At 56.4% G+C, this 16,526-nt stretch carries 16 protein-coding genes; 3 read left to right on the forward strand and 13 right to left on the reverse strand.

Annotated features, from left to right (window positions below; translation table 11 throughout):
• The 4 genes from QO008_RS07730 to QO008_RS07745 form a co-directional block, all read right to left on the reverse strand.
• A partial coding sequence (locus QO008_RS07730) for a GTP-binding protein (RefSeq protein ID WP_307385551.1) occupies positions 1-146 on the reverse strand: 146 nt, incomplete at its 3' end.
• A 70-nt stretch (positions 147-216) separates the two neighbouring features.
• Positions 217-1,059, reverse strand: a complete 843-nt coding sequence (locus tag QO008_RS07735; RefSeq protein ID WP_307385502.1) for a DegV family protein — start codon at positions 1,057-1,059, stop codon at positions 217-219.
• The gene (gene glmM / locus QO008_RS07740; RefSeq protein ID WP_307385504.1) at positions 1,056-2,402 is read right to left on the reverse strand and encodes a phosphoglucosamine mutase; all 1,347 of its coding nucleotides are present in this window, start codon (positions 2,400-2,402) and stop codon (positions 1,056-1,058) included. The genes QO008_RS07735 and glmM overlap by 4 nt, the downstream gene beginning before the upstream one ends.
• Entirely contained in the window at positions 2,399-3,754 is a 1,356-nt protein-coding gene (locus QO008_RS07745) for a CCA tRNA nucleotidyltransferase (protein WP_126464726.1), read from the reverse strand. The genes glmM and QO008_RS07745 overlap by 4 nt, the downstream gene beginning before the upstream one ends.
• Positions 3,755-3,848: 94 nt before the next feature.
• On the opposite strand from QO008_RS07745, the gene QO008_RS07750 reads away from it, so the two are divergent.
• On the forward strand, positions 3,849-4,976 hold the full coding sequence (locus QO008_RS07750; RefSeq protein WP_307385507.1) for an aldo/keto reductase: 1,128 nt from the start codon (positions 3,849-3,851) through the stop codon (positions 4,974-4,976).
• Between the two features lies 1 nt (position 4,977).
• Positions 4,978-5,793, forward strand: a complete 816-nt coding sequence (locus QO008_RS07755) for a hypothetical protein (protein WP_126464724.1) — start codon at positions 4,978-4,980, stop codon at positions 5,791-5,793.
• Between the two features lie 1,233 nt (positions 5,794-7,026).
• Here QO008_RS07755 and QO008_RS07760 read toward each other — a convergent pair.
• From QO008_RS07760 to QO008_RS07800, 9 genes are all read right to left on the reverse strand, one after another.
• Positions 7,027-8,058 carry an S-layer homology domain-containing protein gene (locus QO008_RS07760; RefSeq protein WP_307385509.1) on the reverse strand — a complete coding sequence of 344 codons (1,032 nt, stop codon included), beginning with the start codon at positions 8,056-8,058 and terminating at the stop codon, positions 7,027-7,029.
• A gap of 12 nt (positions 8,059-8,070) precedes the next feature.
• Positions 8,071-8,505, reverse strand: coding sequence for a YkvA family protein (locus tag QO008_RS07765; RefSeq protein ID WP_307385511.1), 435 nt, complete (start codon positions 8,503-8,505; stop codon positions 8,071-8,073).
• A gap of 8 nt (positions 8,506-8,513) precedes the next feature.
• The gene (gene pyrE, locus QO008_RS07770) at positions 8,514-9,140 is read right to left on the reverse strand and encodes an orotate phosphoribosyltransferase (RefSeq protein WP_126464722.1); all 627 of its coding nucleotides are present in this window, start codon (positions 9,138-9,140) and stop codon (positions 8,514-8,516) included.
• The gene (gene pyrF, locus QO008_RS07775) at positions 9,137-9,850 is read right to left on the reverse strand and encodes an orotidine-5'-phosphate decarboxylase (protein WP_307385514.1); all 714 of its coding nucleotides are present in this window, start codon (positions 9,848-9,850) and stop codon (positions 9,137-9,139) included. Before pyrF ends, pyrE begins: the two co-directional genes overlap by 4 nt.
• Before the next feature lie 176 nt (positions 9,851-10,026).
• Positions 10,027-10,815 (reverse strand): Mrp/NBP35 family ATP-binding protein, encoded by a 789-nt coding sequence (locus QO008_RS07780; RefSeq protein WP_307385515.1) that lies wholly within the window; start codon positions 10,813-10,815, stop codon positions 10,027-10,029.
• A gap of 53 nt (positions 10,816-10,868) precedes the next feature.
• Positions 10,869-11,171: an MTH1187 family thiamine-binding protein gene (locus QO008_RS07785; RefSeq protein WP_126464719.1), complete on the reverse strand. Its 303-nt coding sequence runs from the start codon at positions 11,169-11,171 to the stop codon at positions 10,869-10,871.
• A gap of 13 nt (positions 11,172-11,184) precedes the next feature.
• Complete coding sequence (locus QO008_RS07790; RefSeq protein ID WP_307385517.1) at positions 11,185-12,222, reverse strand: alpha/beta fold hydrolase; 1,038 nt, start codon at positions 12,220-12,222, stop codon at positions 11,185-11,187.
• 84 nt (positions 12,223-12,306) lie between these two features.
• Positions 12,307-13,536: a YkvI family membrane protein gene (locus QO008_RS07795; protein ID WP_307385519.1), complete on the reverse strand. Its 1,230-nt coding sequence runs from the start codon at positions 13,534-13,536 to the stop codon at positions 12,307-12,309.
• 236 nt (positions 13,537-13,772) lie between these two features.
• Positions 13,773-15,029 carry a M18 family aminopeptidase gene (locus tag QO008_RS07800; RefSeq protein ID WP_307385521.1) on the reverse strand — a complete coding sequence of 419 codons (1,257 nt, stop codon included), beginning with the start codon at positions 15,027-15,029 and terminating at the stop codon, positions 13,773-13,775.
• A gap of 134 nt (positions 15,030-15,163) precedes the next feature.
• Between QO008_RS07800 and QO008_RS07805 the strand changes: the two genes are divergently transcribed.
• The gene (locus tag QO008_RS07805; protein ID WP_307385523.1) at positions 15,164-16,501 is read left to right on the forward strand and encodes a hemolysin family protein; all 1,338 of its coding nucleotides are present in this window, start codon (positions 15,164-15,166) and stop codon (positions 16,499-16,501) included.
• Positions 16,502-16,526 lie beyond the last annotated feature (25 nt).

Raw genomic sequence — 16,526 nt, forward strand, 5'->3', positions numbered from 1 at the left:
TCGTAGTCTACGAATTCACCGCTGCCGAATCTCTTGTTGAGAACGTAGGTGATCGCTGCGGTCAGGGTGGTCTTGCCGTGGTCGACGTGACCGATGGTGCCGACGTTTACGTGCGGTTTCGTTCTTTCAAATTTTCCTTTTGCCATAATTGTCCTCCTAATTTTCGCAGAGTATATACGTGTATGTTACCCCAAATTTTGGGAAAATGCAAGATTTCTATAGGGCGACGACGATGCCCCCGAAGTCGGCGTAACCGCTTGCCAATGCCTTGGTGTGTACGATGCGGATGGTGACATCGAAGATCTCTTTGGCGATGATGTCTTTGAGCTCTTTCGCCTTCTCTTCCGCCTCGGAATGGGAGATGGTGATGAGCTCGTAGCTCTTCTCCTTTGCCATTTTTACGATGTGCTCGCCCAAGCGCGCCAGGCTCTTTTTGAAGCCCCGGTTGACCTGGTGCAGTTCGATGTCGCCGTCGTTGGAACGCATGATGGGCTTTACATTTAAGGCGTTCATGGCGCGTCCGGTGAGTTTGCGGACGCGGCCGTTTTTCACGAGTTGGTCCATGGTCTCGAGGATAAAGAAGGTGGTCTGCTCGTCGACATAGCGTTCGACATCGCGCAAGATTTCGTCGAAGTCCGCACCCTTTTCGATGCCCGATGCGATCCGATCCACCACATTGGCGGTGCCGGCGGAGGCGGATTCGGAGTCGATCAAGGCGACTTTGCGATCGGGGTGTTCGCGCTTATAGCGCTCCACGGCGGTATAGGCGGCGTTGTAGCTGCCGGAAAGTTTCGAGGAGATGGTGACGACGAACACCGCGTCGGCATCCGCTTCTTCCAGTGCCGTCTCGTAATGGTAGGGCGAGGGGCAGGCGGTGCGGATGGGATCTTTCGACGCCGCCATATCTTTATACATGGCGTCGATGTCTACGTCGTAATCGTCCACATAGGTCTTTCCCCCCACTTCGATGGTAAAGGGCACGAAGATAAGATCTATGGCTTCCGCTTCTTCTCGGGTAAAGTCCGCGGAGGTATCCGCGATGATTCTGATCTTTGTCATTGCAACTCCTTTTCGATGTACGCGGCCAGGGCCCGGGCTTCCCGGTCCAACACCGCTTGGTCCTCGCCTTCGATCATCACCCGCACCAAGGGTTCGGTGCCGGAGGGGCGGATGACGACGCGTCCTTCGTCTTGAAAGCGGGCTTCGATTTCGCGAATGCGCTTTTGTATGCCGGGATGTTCTTTATAGGCTTCTTTTTTGTGTTTGTCCACCGTGGCGTTGACGAGGACCTGGGGATAGGATGTCATCAGGCCGTTCAGCGCGCTCATGGGAACGCCCCGCTCCTTTAGGACGTCCAATAGGTGCAGGCCCGTAGCGAGGCCGTCGCCGGTGGTGTTGTAGCGGCTGAAGATAATATGCCCCGACTGCTCGCCGCCGAGTACATAGCCCGCATCGCGCATGGCTTCCAATACGTAGCGGTCGCCGACTTTGGTCTTGATGAGGTCGATGCCCTGTTCCTTCAAGTAGCGATCCAGTCCGATATTGGTCATCACGGTGCCGACGACGGTGTTGCCGTCGAGTTCGCCCTTTTCCTTGAGTTGGGCGGCGCAGATGGCGAGGATGTGGTCGCCGTCTACGATGGCGCCGGTCTCGTCGACGGCGATGATGCGGTCGGCGTCGCCGTCGAAGGAAAATCCGATATGGGCGCCGGTTTGTTTGACCAGTAGTTGGATCTTTTCCGGCGCGGTGGAGCCGCATTCGGCGTTGATGTTTTCGCCGTCCGGTGCGGTGGAGATGGCGATCACCTCGGCGCCGAGTTCGGTGAGCACCCGTGGCGCCATGGCATAGAGCGCGCCGTTTCCGGGATCGATGGCGATTTTTAAGCCCTTCAGGTCGCCGCCGATAAGGCTTTTCAGATAGGCCTCGTAGTCGCCCGCGCCGATAAATTCCCGGCGGTAGGTCCCCACCGCCGCCCCCACCGCGCGGCGGGGTTGAAAGTGATCGTCGACGATATGGGCTTCGATCTCCTCTTCTACGGCATCGGGCAGTTTGTAGCCGGTATCGGCAAAGATTTTGATGCCGTTATAGGGATAGGGATTGTGGGAGGCGGAGATGACGATGCCCGCCCGGGCGCCGTATTTGCGCACCAAATACGCCACGCCCGGGGTGGGGATGACCGAAAGGTCCACCACGTCCACGCCGGCGGACATAATACCCGCCGCGACGGCGGAGGCGAGCATCTCCCCGGACTTTCTCGTGTCTCGCCCCAAGAGCACAAAGCCACGCTCCGCGCTGTTCTTTGCAATCCGATCGCCCAGGACGGCGCCGGTGCGCATGGCGAGTTCGGGCGTAAGGTCCTCGTTGGCCACGCCGCGTATTCCGTCGGTTCCGAAAAGTTTCATCTGTTCCTCCTGTCGTCTCCTCGGAGCTCGTCGTAGCGCCGCTCGGCATAGGCGAGCCAATGCGCCTTGTCGTTCTCCTCCGGATTGTCGATAAAGCGCGCTTCCATTTCCCCGAGGATTTTCCCCATAAGGGGGCCGGGCGCGATGCCGATTTCGATCAAATCGTTGCCGTCTACGGCGAGATCGCATCGCTTGGGCACGCCTTCTTCCATCAACGCGCGTATGCGCGCCTTGCGTTCTATTATAAAGGAAATATCTCTGGCGCCGTAGGTACAAGCCATATCCGCCGCCATCAGATCGTATAGGTCTAAAATATACTCTTCGCCCACCCGCCGAATCTGCCGCCGGAGCGCCCGGTCGGTCATCACATCGTGCACCTTCATATGCTCGCGGATCAGCGCCGAAACCTCGTGCACCAGGCGCTTTGACGCCTTGTAGCGCCGAAGGATCTCGGCCGCCGTCTCGGCGCCCAAGGTGTCGTGGCCGAAAAAGTGGCCTTTGCCGTCTTCGTCTATGCTCAATGTGTCGGGCTTTTTCACATCGTGAAAGAGCGCCGCATAGCGGACGGGGAGCTTGGGCGGTGTGTGATCCACCACACACAAAATATGGTCGAACAGCGTCTTGTCGTGGTAGGGACTCCTTTGGTCGTAGCCTACGGTGGGCACGAGTTCGGGAAAAAGCACCGCTAGCACGCCCAGGGCTTCCATTTCGTAAAACACCGTGGACGGCCGCTCGATTGCTAGTATTTTACCCATTTCATCGGCGATTCTCTCGCCGGAAAGGGCGCTGAGGCGGTCCCGCTCTCGGCGGATGGCCGTTCGTACCGATTCCGTCAAATCGAAACCCAGTTGTCCCCGAAAGCGCAGCGCTCGAAGTATGCGCAATGCATCTTCTCGAAAGCGCAGCTCCGCATCCCCCACCGTCTCGATCGCGCGTCTTCGAATGGCGTCACGTCCGCCGAAGGGATCCACAATGCCCCGCTCCGGGCTGTATGCCATGGCGTTTACGGTGAAATCGCGCCGCGCCAGGTCCTCTTCCAAAGAGCGGGTAAAGCGCACCGAATCGGGCCTGCGGCTATCGCCGTAGGTGCCGTCCACCCGAAAGGTGGTGATTTCCACCACCCCCGAATCCATCGCGACGCCCACGGTGCCATAGGCTGCGCCGGCGCGAAAGGTGGTGTGATCGGCAAACATTTCCACGATCTCGTTGGGAAGCGCTGCCGTGGTGAGGTCGTAGTCGTGGGGGACTCTACCCATAAGTGAGTCCCGCACCGCGCCGCCCACCACATACACTTCTGCGCCCGCTTGGGCAAAGCGGTTCCATATATATTTTATATCAGCCGGTAGTTTCATAGGGATATTATATCACTATCTCGCAAGTTTTTTCTCCGTTTTCCCACAGTCCGCCCTCTGTCCCTATGGTATAATCATGAAAAGGAGGTCATCTATGTTATACAGAAGTTTTACCCCCGACGAGCATCGGGTCTCGCAACTGGGCTTCGGATGTATGCGATTTCCCGTCGTAGACGGCGACAACAGCCGCATCGACGAAGCGCTCACCACAGAGATGTTGGATTACGCCATCGACCACGGCGTCAACTACATAGATACCGCATATCCCTACCACGGAGAACAATCGGAGATCTTTTTGGGCGAATACTTTCGCAAAAACGGGCGGCGCGACGAGATCTTTCTCGTCTCCAAATGTCCCGTATGGAAGGCAAAGGAAAAGGGTGACTTTTACCGCCTGCTGAAATCGCAACTCGCGCGGCTTCAGACCGATCGCCTGGATTTTTATCTGCTCCACGCACTGGATAAAGAACGATGGGAGACCCTCCTCGCCCTCGATGCCTTTTCCGATATGGAACGCGCTCTGTCCGAGGGGCTGATCGGCAATCTGGGATTTTCCTTCCACGACGAATACAGCGTATTCGAAGAAATCCTCTCCTATCGGGATTGGGATTTTTGCCAGATCCAGCTGAACTACATGGACATCTACCACCAAGCGGGCCTGACGGGCCTTTCGACCGCCGGCGAGCGCGGCATCTCGGTCGTGATTATGGAGCCGGTCAAGGGCGGCAAACTCGCCTATCCGCCGAACGACGTGCGGGCGCTCTTTTCCGACGAGCGCACCATGGCCTCCCACGCCCTGCGCTTTTTGTTCAACCGCCCCGAAGTTTCGGTGGTCTTGAGCGGCATGAGTACCATGGAGCAGGTAAAGGACAATATCGCCACCGCCTCGGAGGCGACGCCGGGCTGTCTTTCGAGCGAAGAAACCGAAAGCTACCGCATGGCAAAGCAGATTTTGGACGCCCGCACCGCCGTGGGCTGTACCGCCTGCGAATACTGCCTGCCCTGCCCCGCCGGCGTAGAAATCCCCAAAATCTTTAAGCTCTACAACAACCTATATACCTACGGCGAACTCAAGAACAAAGCGAGCTATACAAAGCTCACCGCCGCCGGCACCGACCAAAGCGCCTGCGTCGCCTGCGGCCGCTGCGAATCCATATGTCCCCAGCACCTGAGTATAATCGAAGACTTGCGAAACGCCCACCGGGCACTGACGGAGGTTTAGCATGAAATTCAGAAAACTCGTACCCCTCTTGGCGGCCTGCCTCTTCCTATTCGGCTGCGGCAACGGTGCCAAAGACACCGCCGATGCAGAGGCACAGCGCGAAGAGGCCCTCGCCGCCGAGCGGGATGCCGCCGGCGAAAAAAATACGACGAATGGCGAAGAAGACAAAGACACCGCCGACGAAAATGCGGACTACGACCCCGAAGGCGATCGGGAAAAAAAGGAAAAAGAGCTCTTTGAAAGCGAAGACGAAAAAACCCGCTACGCCGCATTGGAAGACGCCAGCGACTATATCGCCCTGGTGGAACTTTCCACCGCCGCCAACGGAGAGGTGGGGCTCGAGTTCGTGAAAAACTACAAAGGCGCCCTGAGCACCGTTGAACTTCCCGCCCCCAAGGGACTTACCCCCAACCGAGAATACATCATCTTCTACCGCGATGAAGCCGACGGCACCGTGGCGCCCACCCACGCCACCAACGGATTCTACCGCGTCGACGGAAGCGACGACGCCTTGCTTCGCTATATGGAAAAAAAGTACGCCGAAGTCGACGATCGCCTAAGCGACGACGAAAAGACCGATAAAAAGGATACCAAAACCGATACGAAACCGTCCGCGACCACGACAAACGATACGAAAAAGACGACGACTACGAACGATACAAAGAAAACCTCGAACGATACGGATAACAAAAAGACCGCTGCGACAAAAGACAGCACCGCGACCAAAACCGGGACCAAGGCGAACTCGACTAAGACCGATGCCAAGACCGGCGACGGACAGACCAAAAAGAAACAGACCGACCTTTCAAAGGAATAGTGGAAAGAGGACCGCCCCAAGGGGCGGTTTTTTTGTGGAGAAGAGGGAGCCGGTGCGAAACGAACGACCCTCCCCCATTGTCCTTCTGAGCGAGGAACTCGTTCCGAGTCGAAGAATCTCTCTCCCTACCTAAAGCCCGCAAGGAAGCCGGTGCCGAAACGCACGACCCTCCTTTATTTTGAGCAATAGAACACACCGTAGAGACCGCGCAACCCGTCGACCACACCCCCTATTGTCATCTTGAGCAAGGGGCGAAGCCCCGCGTCGAAAGATCTCTCTCTTTACACGGGGTACACAACAAAGCCATTGCAGGAGCGCACGAGCCTCCCCCTCCTCCTGTTTCAGGTAATACATCACGCAATAGGTACCGTACAATCCTTCAACCCGCAATAGCCGACGGAGATCCATTCGACTCCGCCTTCGGCGTCGCTCAGGATGACAAGGATATTAAACGCAATGACCTCTGCCGCCACACACGATCCTCCCTCTTTGTCATTCTGAGCGAGGAACTTTAGTTCCGAGTCGAAGAATCTCTTTCCCTACCTAAAGCCCGCATAGAAGCCGGGGCTGAAACGCACGACTACCCCTTTCTCCTGCTTCAGGTAATGCATCACGCAATAAATACCGTGTAACCTGTCGACCCGCAATAGCCGACAGAGATCCATTCGACTCCGCCTTCGGCGTCGCTCAGGATGACAGGGGTGGGGATGCAATAGCCTACGGAGCGGCCCGACTTCGTTCAGGATGACAAGTGATTTTTCGCGACCCGCCCCCTATTGTCATCTTGAGCAAGGGGCGAAGCCCCGCGTCGAAAGATCTCTTTCCCTATACAGAGTACACAACAAAGCCATTGCCGAACCGCACGATGTACCTTCTCTTTCGGGCAATAAGACCCGAAGTGGGTACCGTGTAACCTGTCGACCCGCAATAGCCGACGGAGATTGTTCATGACCTAACAGAAATCTTCGATTTCGTCGTAGGTCAGATGCCGCGCAGTCCATATCTTTGATTTGGCTAACGCAGCGGCCCGACTTCGCTGCGCTCCGCTCAGGATGATAGGTTCTTGTCACGCCCCTTTGTCATTCTGAGCGAGGAACTCGTTCCGAGTCGAAGAATCTCTCCCCAACCTAAAGCCCGCAAAGAAGCTGTTGCCGGAGTGCACGCCCCTCCCCCGCTCAAGATACCAAATACCAATCCCCACAATAAAAAAGAACCCTTTCGGGTTCTTCTCGATCACTCCACGCGAATCCATTGATCGACGTCCTTGGCATCGCTCTTCTCGCGAATGCGGTGGTCGTTTGCCGCATCGAGGATGTGGAAGTACGCCCAGTGATCGGGGCGCACGTCGATAAAGCCGGTGAGTTTGTGCATATCCCGCGTGTCGCGAAAGCTCGCGGCGGCGGTATTGCGATGCGCTGCGCGGTTGAGTATGGCGACGGCTTCGGCGCGGGTGATTTTCTTCTCGGGCTGAAAGCGCCCGTCGGGATAGCCCTGTAAGTAGCCGGCGTTGTAGGCGCGTCCCACGGACTTGCTCGACCAGTGGCGGGCGGCGTCGGTAAAGGGGTGCGTATCGCGATCGGATACGGGCGCCATGCGCGAAAGCACGGCGGCGAATTCGCCCCGACTCATGTTGCGGTGGGGCCGGAAGCTGTTGTCCGGGTAGCCCTTTAAGACGCCGATTCGACTCATATCGTCGACGGCGGTGGTAAACCACGCGTTGGAGGCGTCTTTGTAGCCGGTCTTTTTCTTGCCGTAAATGTCCATACGCCCCGCGCGCAACCGTGCGAGCATCATGGCCACCTCGGCGCGGGATACGCCGTCGTCCGGGCGCATACGGTTATTCTTACCCCGTACATAGGCGGCGCGCCCCTCGGAAGCGACGGCGACCGCGACTTCTTCCGCCGCGCCTTGGGAGGCATCCTCTACGACGATTTTTTCGCCCCTTTGAATTCTGCGGCTGAGGGCGACGGAAAATCTGCCGTTTTCGTCGCTTTTGCCCTGCCCGAGCACGACGCCCTTTTCGTCTTTTACGACGATATCTTTTTCTACGGCGGCGATGCCGGTGACGGTCCGGGCGCCGGAGAGAATTTTGTCGATAAATATGCCGCGCACGCTGCCGTCCTCGGCGACCCTGCCGTGGTGTACGGCGACGACGCCCTTATCGACGCGCGCCTCGACGGCGGAGGCGTAGGCGACGCTTTCGTACGATGCGGCCGCGCTCGTCGCCAAAAGGAGTGCTGCCAACAAAGTCGCTGTCTTTTTCATGGGTTCCTCCTGTTATTTTTCATCTTCGATGACCGTATAGCCCTCCAAATCGGGCGCTTCTTCGGTCTCGACCTCCCCTTTCTTCCAAAATCTATATTTCGCCATTTCCTCGCTGAGTTTGGAAATGATATACACCAACACGCTCAAGTCGTCGGCAAAACCGATGCCGAAGATAAAATCCGGTACGATATCCAGGGGATTGACCAAGTAGATCAACCCCGCCACGATCATCAGCAGGTTCTTTTTGCCCAAGCCCTTGTAGCTGCCCCGCACGGAATCGGTGACCATGGTGATCAGGGTCGTGATCTCGTTTTGCACTTCGGAAAATTTCTTTTTTCCCTTTACGATGGAAAACCCGTCCTTCGCCAATTTCTTTAGGCGATCGGGATCGGACACCACCCGGGACGCCCCGGGCATTTTGCGTTGTAACAATCCGGGCCAGTTCATGGGACCTCCTATCGGAACCACCCTTCGTCGCGGGGGTTCATTCTCCATTTCTCCAGTTTTTCGATGTCTTCTGCGGTGAGATCGCCCCGTTCGCGCGCCACCAGGGCGAGTTCGGGAAAGTTCGCGAGGGCCACGTGGCGAAAGCCCGCCGCGCGGAAGTTTTCCTCTGCCGCCTTCAGATCATAGCTGAAGATGGCGAGGATGCCCATTACTTCGAGCCCCTCTTCTTCTGCCGCTTTGGCGGCGTCGATGGAGCTGCCGCCGGTGGAAAACAGGTCTTCGACGATCACGACCTTTTGTCCGCGGCGGAACGCCCCTTCAATGCGCTTGTTCTTGCCGTGATCCTTGGCCTTGGAGCGAATAAAGCCCGCCGGCAAGTGAAGGATCCATGAAATATAAGAGGCGTGGGGAATGCCCGCTGTGGCGGTTCCCAAAATGCCCTCGGCGCCGGGAAACTGCATCTGCACGGTCTCCGCCAGCGCCTTTTCGACCACTTCGCGCTCCTCGGGATACGAGAGGATAAGGCGGTTGTCGCAGTAGATGGGGCTTTTGATGCCGCTCGCCCAGGTAAAGGGCGCCTGGGGCGAAAGGCTTACCGCCCCGATGTCCAATAAGATCTCACATACTTCTTTCACCGATTTCCTCCTAAAAATTCTTCACAAATCGCGCGATACGCGGCCAAGGGGTCCTCTGCCCGGGTAATGGGTCGTCCGACGACGATATAGTCTACGCCGAGATCGCGGGCATCCGCCGGGGTGACAACTCGCTTTTGATCGCCGACCTCTGTACCCGCGGGCCGAATGCCCGGGCACACGAGGGGAAAATCTGTGCCGAGCTTTTCCCGGAGCACCTTTCCCTCCATGGCCGAGGACACGATGCCCCCACAGCCCGCATCGAGCGCCACATCGGCCAGGGCGAGGACCGCTTCTTCGGCGGTATGGCCTTCGCCCAAGAGCACCTCGCTTCGGGACGCGTCGTCGAAGGAGGTGAGGACGGTGACGCCCAATAGGATCGGCGCCCGGTCCCACGCATCCGCCGCTTCTCGGGCGCGGCGAATCATTTCGCGCCCGCCCGATGCGTGCAGGGTCAGCATATCTGCAGAAAGCGCCGCAAGAGAGGCCACCGCCCCCGCGACGGTGTTGGGGATGTCGTGGAGTTTCAGGTCGAGAAAGACTTTATATCCCTTCGTCTTCAGATCCCGCACAAAATCCGCCCCGGCGGCATAAAACAATTCCATTCCCACCTTTACATAGGGCTTTTGTTCCGCATCGGCAAAGGGGGCGAGAAAACGCGCCGCTTCGTCGCGGGAAGAAAAGTCCAAGGCGATGATTACATCCCTATCCATCTTTTTTCCTCCTGTTCGATTGTACTGTTTCTATTTATAGTATATACCGAAACCGCGTGGGAAAAAACCGCACCGGCCGTCCGAATGCGTCGAAAGGGGCAAAAAACCGCCGATTTAGACATATTTTTGCCATTGTTAAAACTCGTCATAAAAAAACGCCCCCGCGGGCGTTTTCTCTATTTTTGTCTCTTTTCGAAGGCTTCCAGCGCATCGCCCACGGCTTGTAGGGCGTCGTTTTGGTAATATTCGATAGAGCCTCCATCCGCCGCTTCGGCGAGTTTAGGATCGATGGGAAGCGCCCCCAAAAAGGGAATGCCCCGCTCTTTTGCGATCGCCTCGGTTTTGCTCTTGCCGAAGATATCGTATCGAACGCCGGTGTCGGGCGCTACAAAATAGCTCATATTCTCGACGATCCCCACCACGGGAATACCCATCATCTTCGCCATATTCAGCGCCTTTTCCACGATCATCGACACCAGATCCTGGGGAGAGGTAACGATGACGATGCCGTCGATGTCCATGGTCTGAAACACGGTGAGCGCCACATCGCCGGTGCCCGGCGGCATGTCCACAAAGAGATAGTCCTTCTCACCCCAATATACGTCGCTCCAAAAGGTGGTCGGCATATTGCCCACCACCGGCGCGCGCCACAGCACGGGATCGGTGGGGCTTTCGAGGATCAAGTTGACGCTCATCAGCTCCAGGCCCGAAGAGGTCTTGATGGGGCGAATCCCCTTTTCCGTCTGAAAGACCGTCTCGTCCGTGCCAAAGATTTTGGGGATTGAAGGCCCCAAAATGTCGGCATCGAGCACGCCCACAGAATGGCCCCGGCGGCGCATTTCCGAGGACAACAGGCCCGTAAACATGGACTTGCCGACCCCGCCCTTTCCGCTTAAGACCGCGATGGCCTTATCGATCTTGGAATGTTCGTTCAGCGGTTTTTTTAACGATTGTTTTTTATCCATAACTCATCCCTTCCATGGGGATATTTTAACACAAAGAATCTCCGTTTACGGACCTAGATGAGTTTCTCCATTACGGAATTGACCTTTTGGTCGAGATTCGCTTTTTTGTCGCGCCTATCGTCGATTTTTACCACCGAATACACCCGGTGAGCGCCGGCGGTAAAAACCGCTTCCTGCATTTTGCGTACGGCGGCGAACAGATCGTCGATCTCGCCTTCGAGCACGGTCCCCATGGGATTTAGGCGGATGTCGATCTTCTCGTCGTCTTTGACCGCGTCGTATGCCTTTGCCACATAGCCGCTGCAAGATGTCGTTTGGGTGCCGATGGGCACGAGGGTAAGTTCCAGTACTGCCATAGTATGCCTCCTGTTATCGTTGTAAAAATTCCTGCATGTCTTCAAAAATATACCGACTCGCCGATTCGTGCAGCAAGTCGTGGCACATCGCGGGGTAGACGATGTTCTCGTAATTATGATACCCCAAGCGGTAAAATGTCTTCGCCGTATCCGCGAGTCCCTTGGCGCCTGCGGTCAACGGGTCGCGAGTGCCGTTTAGGGCGAGGACTTCGAGATTTGGGTTTTTGACCAAATACCGGCCGTAGTCCTTGAGCCGCGCCGCCGCCTCCCAAATCGCCATGGCGCCGCCATTGGTGTAGTTTTCGATTACCAACGGATCTTCTTTGAAAGCGCGCAGAAAATCGGCGTTGTTGCTTACGGTATGGAGCGCCGCCTTGGTCTTGTGGTCCATCATGCGGATAAAAAAGCCGCGCTTTTGCTCGTCGGTATAAAAGCCTTCCACATTGCCCACAAAGAGACCGAAGTGCGCCGAAGGGGGATAGGCCACCACGCCGGTCATTATCAGTTTGTCGAGTATGTCATCGTGGCGCATGATAAAGTTTCGTACGATCAAAGAACCGAACGAATGGCCGAACATGGCGAGAGAAAGCCCGGGGAAGCGCCGCTTAAAATATACCGCCAGGGCGTATTGGTCGATGACGATATCGTCTATGGAAGAGATAAAGCCCCGCGGATGCGCCGTAGACACCGAATCGCCGTGCCCCCGGTTGTCCGAAAGCAGGGTGGTAAAGCCCGCCTCCGCCATTTTTTGCGCAAAATCCTCGTAATAGCCTTTGTGCTCCTGTGCCCCGTGTACCACCTGCAAAAGTCCCTCGGGACGCTCTGCCTTTAGAATGGAAAAGGACAGCGGCAGCCGGTCCACCACCGAATAATAGATGCCGTCGATGCGCGCCTCGTCTTCGTAGAGGATCTGCACCGCATCGAACATGCCCTCTTTTTGCCAGTCGAGCATCGCTTTGACCGAGCCCTCCTTGCGCACCCAGCGCGCCACTTGGGGAATTGCCAATGCGGCGAGGCCGAAGGCCCAAAGTCCCCTCCGTCTGTTTTTCATTCTCCCACTCCTCTCTATACTATACTTACACCGAATCGGTCCGAAATCTTCAAAAAAAGCAAAAAAGTGCCCGCAGGCACTTTCTCAATAGGCTTCCCCGAACTCGACCACCTCTTTGACAAATGCATCGATATCTTCCAGATCCACATGGGCATCTTCTGCCATGGCTTCGAGCCGCTCTTGGTCCCTCGGGGTAAATTTCTTTGTGTCGGTATGTTTGCGCGCCAAAATCTGTGTGATGGCGTGTCGTTTTTTGTCTTCGCGGAGAATGGCGCGCTTTCTCTTTGCCCAGCCATAGATCAAAGTGGCGATCAGCACCATACCCATATAGCCGAGGATCGGATACATAATCGAGATCAGGCGCTTAAAGCCGAGAAAACTGACGGCATAGCCCACCAAAGTGATGCCCACGAGCAGCCACTTAAAGCGCTTGTCGTCGCCGCCGCTAAAGCGGGAGGCGAGGGCATAAAACAGGCTGATGCAGGTATTAAAGATCATGCCGTAGATCACCACGGACATAATCACCCCGAATGCCGGGTGGATCTCCGATACCAAAAGCTGAAGCGGCAGATCCGCATCCTTTACCGCATCGACCTTTACGAATAACGTAAAGCCCAATAGTGCCGTAATCACGCCGACGATGCCGCCGCCGATCAGCCCGCTTCGCTTCGCCTTCTTCGGATACATTACGCTCCCGCCGAGCACCAGCGCCATACTGGTGCCGGTGATCATGCACATGGTGAAGTAGTTCACCATCGAGAGCTGCCAGTTGGGGAGATTGGTGGGAATGGTGCGGGCCACCGCGTCCAGCGCATCCCAATCGCCGTCGAATCCCCACAGCGTATAGATCGCGGCGACCGCGATAAAGGCGACGATCACCGGCGTAAAGGCGCCGATCGCCTGCGCCACCTTCTTAAAGTCCATCATGCCGATCACGATGGTGAGCGCCACGCAAATGGCGGAACCGATCCACGGGGCGAGCCCGTATTGCTGGTGCAGGTTGCTGCCGGCGCCGGCGATCATGACAAAGCCGACCACAAAACAGGTAATCACCAGCCCGATGTCGAGAAACTTCGCCAGACCGGAGGGCGCGATCTCATCTAAGACCTGCTGATGGTCGTCGGCGCGAAAATACGAACCCAGCTGCAGGATCGCACCGCCTACCAGGGCGTGTAATACCCCTGCCAGGAGGACGCCGATCAAGCCCTTTTTGCCGAATGCGGTAAAATATTGCAACAGCTCCTGACCCGATGCAAGTCCGGCACCGGTAAGTACACCCACATAGGCCAGGGCGATGATCATTATTTTTTTCAAAAGAATTTCCTCCTATTCACACTATAACCTATACCAATTTTGGGGAAAAATATAGAAGATAAGGGAAATTTGTGAAATATCGGCGTAAAAACACCCATATATTTTATAATCTGCAAATTGCGGCGGCTATCAGTATAAAATCTTTCGGAAATGCGACAAAAAACCGCGTCGTATTTTTTCGCATTCGGAACCGTTCCATCAAAAAAACCGCCTCTCGGCGGCATTCTGAACGGTTCCTAAAACCGGAAGTACCCCACGAAAGCGCGGTACATATCGTCCACATCCTTTGCGGCGACGGTTTCGCGCACCGAATGCATAGACCAAAGCGGAATCCCCACATCGGCAGAGAGGATATCCAAATGGCGGAGCCCCAAAGGACCGATGGTCGTGCCGCCCCGTTGGCCGTGGGGATTGGCAAAATCCTGCACCGTAAGACCCAGGGTGCGCATCAAATACTTGAATCGCGCCGCACTCATGCCCTGGGTGGCGTAGCTGCGGCTGGCGGCCACCTTTACCGTGACGCCCCCGCCCAGTACCGGCGCACAGCTCTTGTTGCCCCGCTCGGGATAGTTGGGGTGCGAGGCGTGGGTCATATCGGCCGATAGGATAAAGCTGCGTGCCAGCGCGCGGTAAAAACCCTCTTCCCCGGCGCCTCTCGCGATGCGGCGGAGCGTATTGGCAAAAAAGGTACTGTCGCCGCCGCTTTTGGTGGTGCTCCCGATCTCTTCGTTGTCGGTAATCAGCACCACCGCGGTGGTATCTGCCGGTGCATCGGCATCGAACAGCGCCCGCACGGCGGTATAGGCGGTGGCGAGATTGTCGAGGCGCGGCGCCTGAATCCACTCTTCTTCCGCCCCGATCACAGACGACGCTTCGTAGGGGTAGAGGTACAGGTCGTAGTCGAGCACATCTTCGGGGCGCGCATCGGCGAGTTCTGCCAGAGCGCGCAAAAATCCGCCGTCCTTCCAGGCGGCGCTCCCGATGGGCACGAGATCTTTTCCTATTTTATAGACGTGCCCTTTGTTCACCTCGCCGTTTAAGTGCAACGCAAGATTGGGGATCGTCACCACCGGCGCATGAAAATCCACCAAGCGACTCCGTACCGCGTCGCCGTCGTGGACCAGCACCCGCCCCGCGATCGACAATGGCCGGTCCATCCAGGCGGAAAAAATCGGCGATCCGTACACTTCCACGTCCAAACGCACGTGGTCGTCCCCGTCTTCTATGCCGCCGGGCAACAGGCGAAAGCCCGGGCTGTCCGAATGGCTGGTGGCAATCCGAAAGAGCATCGTCTCGGGATCGTCGCTCCCCATGCGAAACAGCACCACCGCACCGTCGTCGTTGACGAGAAAATAGCGACCGCCCTTTTCGAGCTGCCACGCTTCCGCCGGGTCTAATTCTACAAAACCCGCCGCCATCATGCGGATGTTATCCACCACATGATACGAGGTGGGACTGCGATCTATAAATTCCATTACATCTTTGGCTATCATTGGATCATCCTTTCTATGCGTTTTCCATACGTTCAGTATACCAGAAGGAAAATGGGATAGAAACGCCGCAAAACGTAGGCACAGAAGACGATACGGGGTATAATGAAAATTAAGAACAAAGGAGGAATGCACACATGGACCCGGGCCCGCAGATACTGCCCCAACTTTTGATCATCGCCGCGCTCACCTGGATCAACGGATTCTTTACCGCCACCGAAATGGCCGTCGTTTCCGCCAATCCCCAGCGCATCAAAGAACTCGCCGAGGACGGCAATCGCCGCGCCAAATTGCTTTTGGAGATCACGCGCGATCAAACGCGTTTTTTGTCGACCATACAAGTGGCCATCACCCTTGCGGGCTTTTTTGCCGCCGCCATCGCCTCCAAAGACCTCGCCGCCTATCCCGGCGCGGCGCTAGCGCGTGCGGGCGTGCCCTACGGCCATACCATCGCCTTTGTGCTGGTCCTGATCCTGCTTTCCTACATTACCCTCGTCTTGGGCGAGCTCGTTCCCAAGCGGTTGGCGCTCCAAGACGCCGAGCGCATCGCCTTAAAGCGCGTTAAATTTATTTCGGGCTTTTATACCTTGGTCTCTCCCTTTGTGGCACTCACCGGCCTCACCACCACCGGCATTCTGAAAATGATGGGAAAATATTCCACCGATGTGGAAAAAAACATCAGCGAAGAAGAAATCAAAAGCTATCTCAAGGTGGGACAGCAACACGGCGTCATCAACGAAAGCGGCGAAGTCATGATGGTCAATATTATGGCCTTTGACGACAAACTCGCCTACGAGATCATGACCCCCCGCACGGGCCTATATATGCTCGACTACGACGAATTCGACACCGATAAAATTCAAGAAATGTTGCGCTCCGGCTATTCCCGCGCACCCGTCTATCGAGAAAATCCCGACAACATCGTCGGCACCATCTACATCAAAGACCTCTTTGTAGAATACGCCAAGGCGAACTATCGCTCCATCGACATCGATAAGGTCATGAAAAAACCCTACTTCGTGCCCGAAACCAAAAACATCGACACCCTGCTGCAGGAACTTCAGACCACCAAAAACTACCTCGCCATCCTCATCGACGAATACGGCGGCCTGGCGGGCATGGTCACCATCGAAGACATCGTCGAAGAAATCGTCGGCGAAATCGAAGACGAATACGACGACGACATTCTTCCCATCTTAAAGCTCGACGAACACACCTATGTCGCCGACGGCATGACCGACATCGACGACATCAACGACTTCCTCGACCTGGAACTCGAGAGCGAAAACCACGAGACCATCTCGGGCCTTACCATCGAGCGACTGGGCTTTATTCCCGAAGCCGGCGACACCAAAAAATATACCGTCCTCTACGACAACAGCATTCAACTCACCACCCTCGGCGTTACCGACAAGCGCATCGCCCGGGTGGAGATCAAACTGCTGGATCTCGAGGAGGACGAAGACGAAGAATAAGAACACAAAAACGGCTCCGCGGCAA

It is taken from the genome of Aedoeadaptatus ivorii (assembly GCF_030815095.1).
In the GTDB taxonomy this organism is placed as follows: Bacteria; Bacillota; Clostridia; order Tissierellales; family Peptoniphilaceae; genus Aedoeadaptatus; species Aedoeadaptatus ivorii.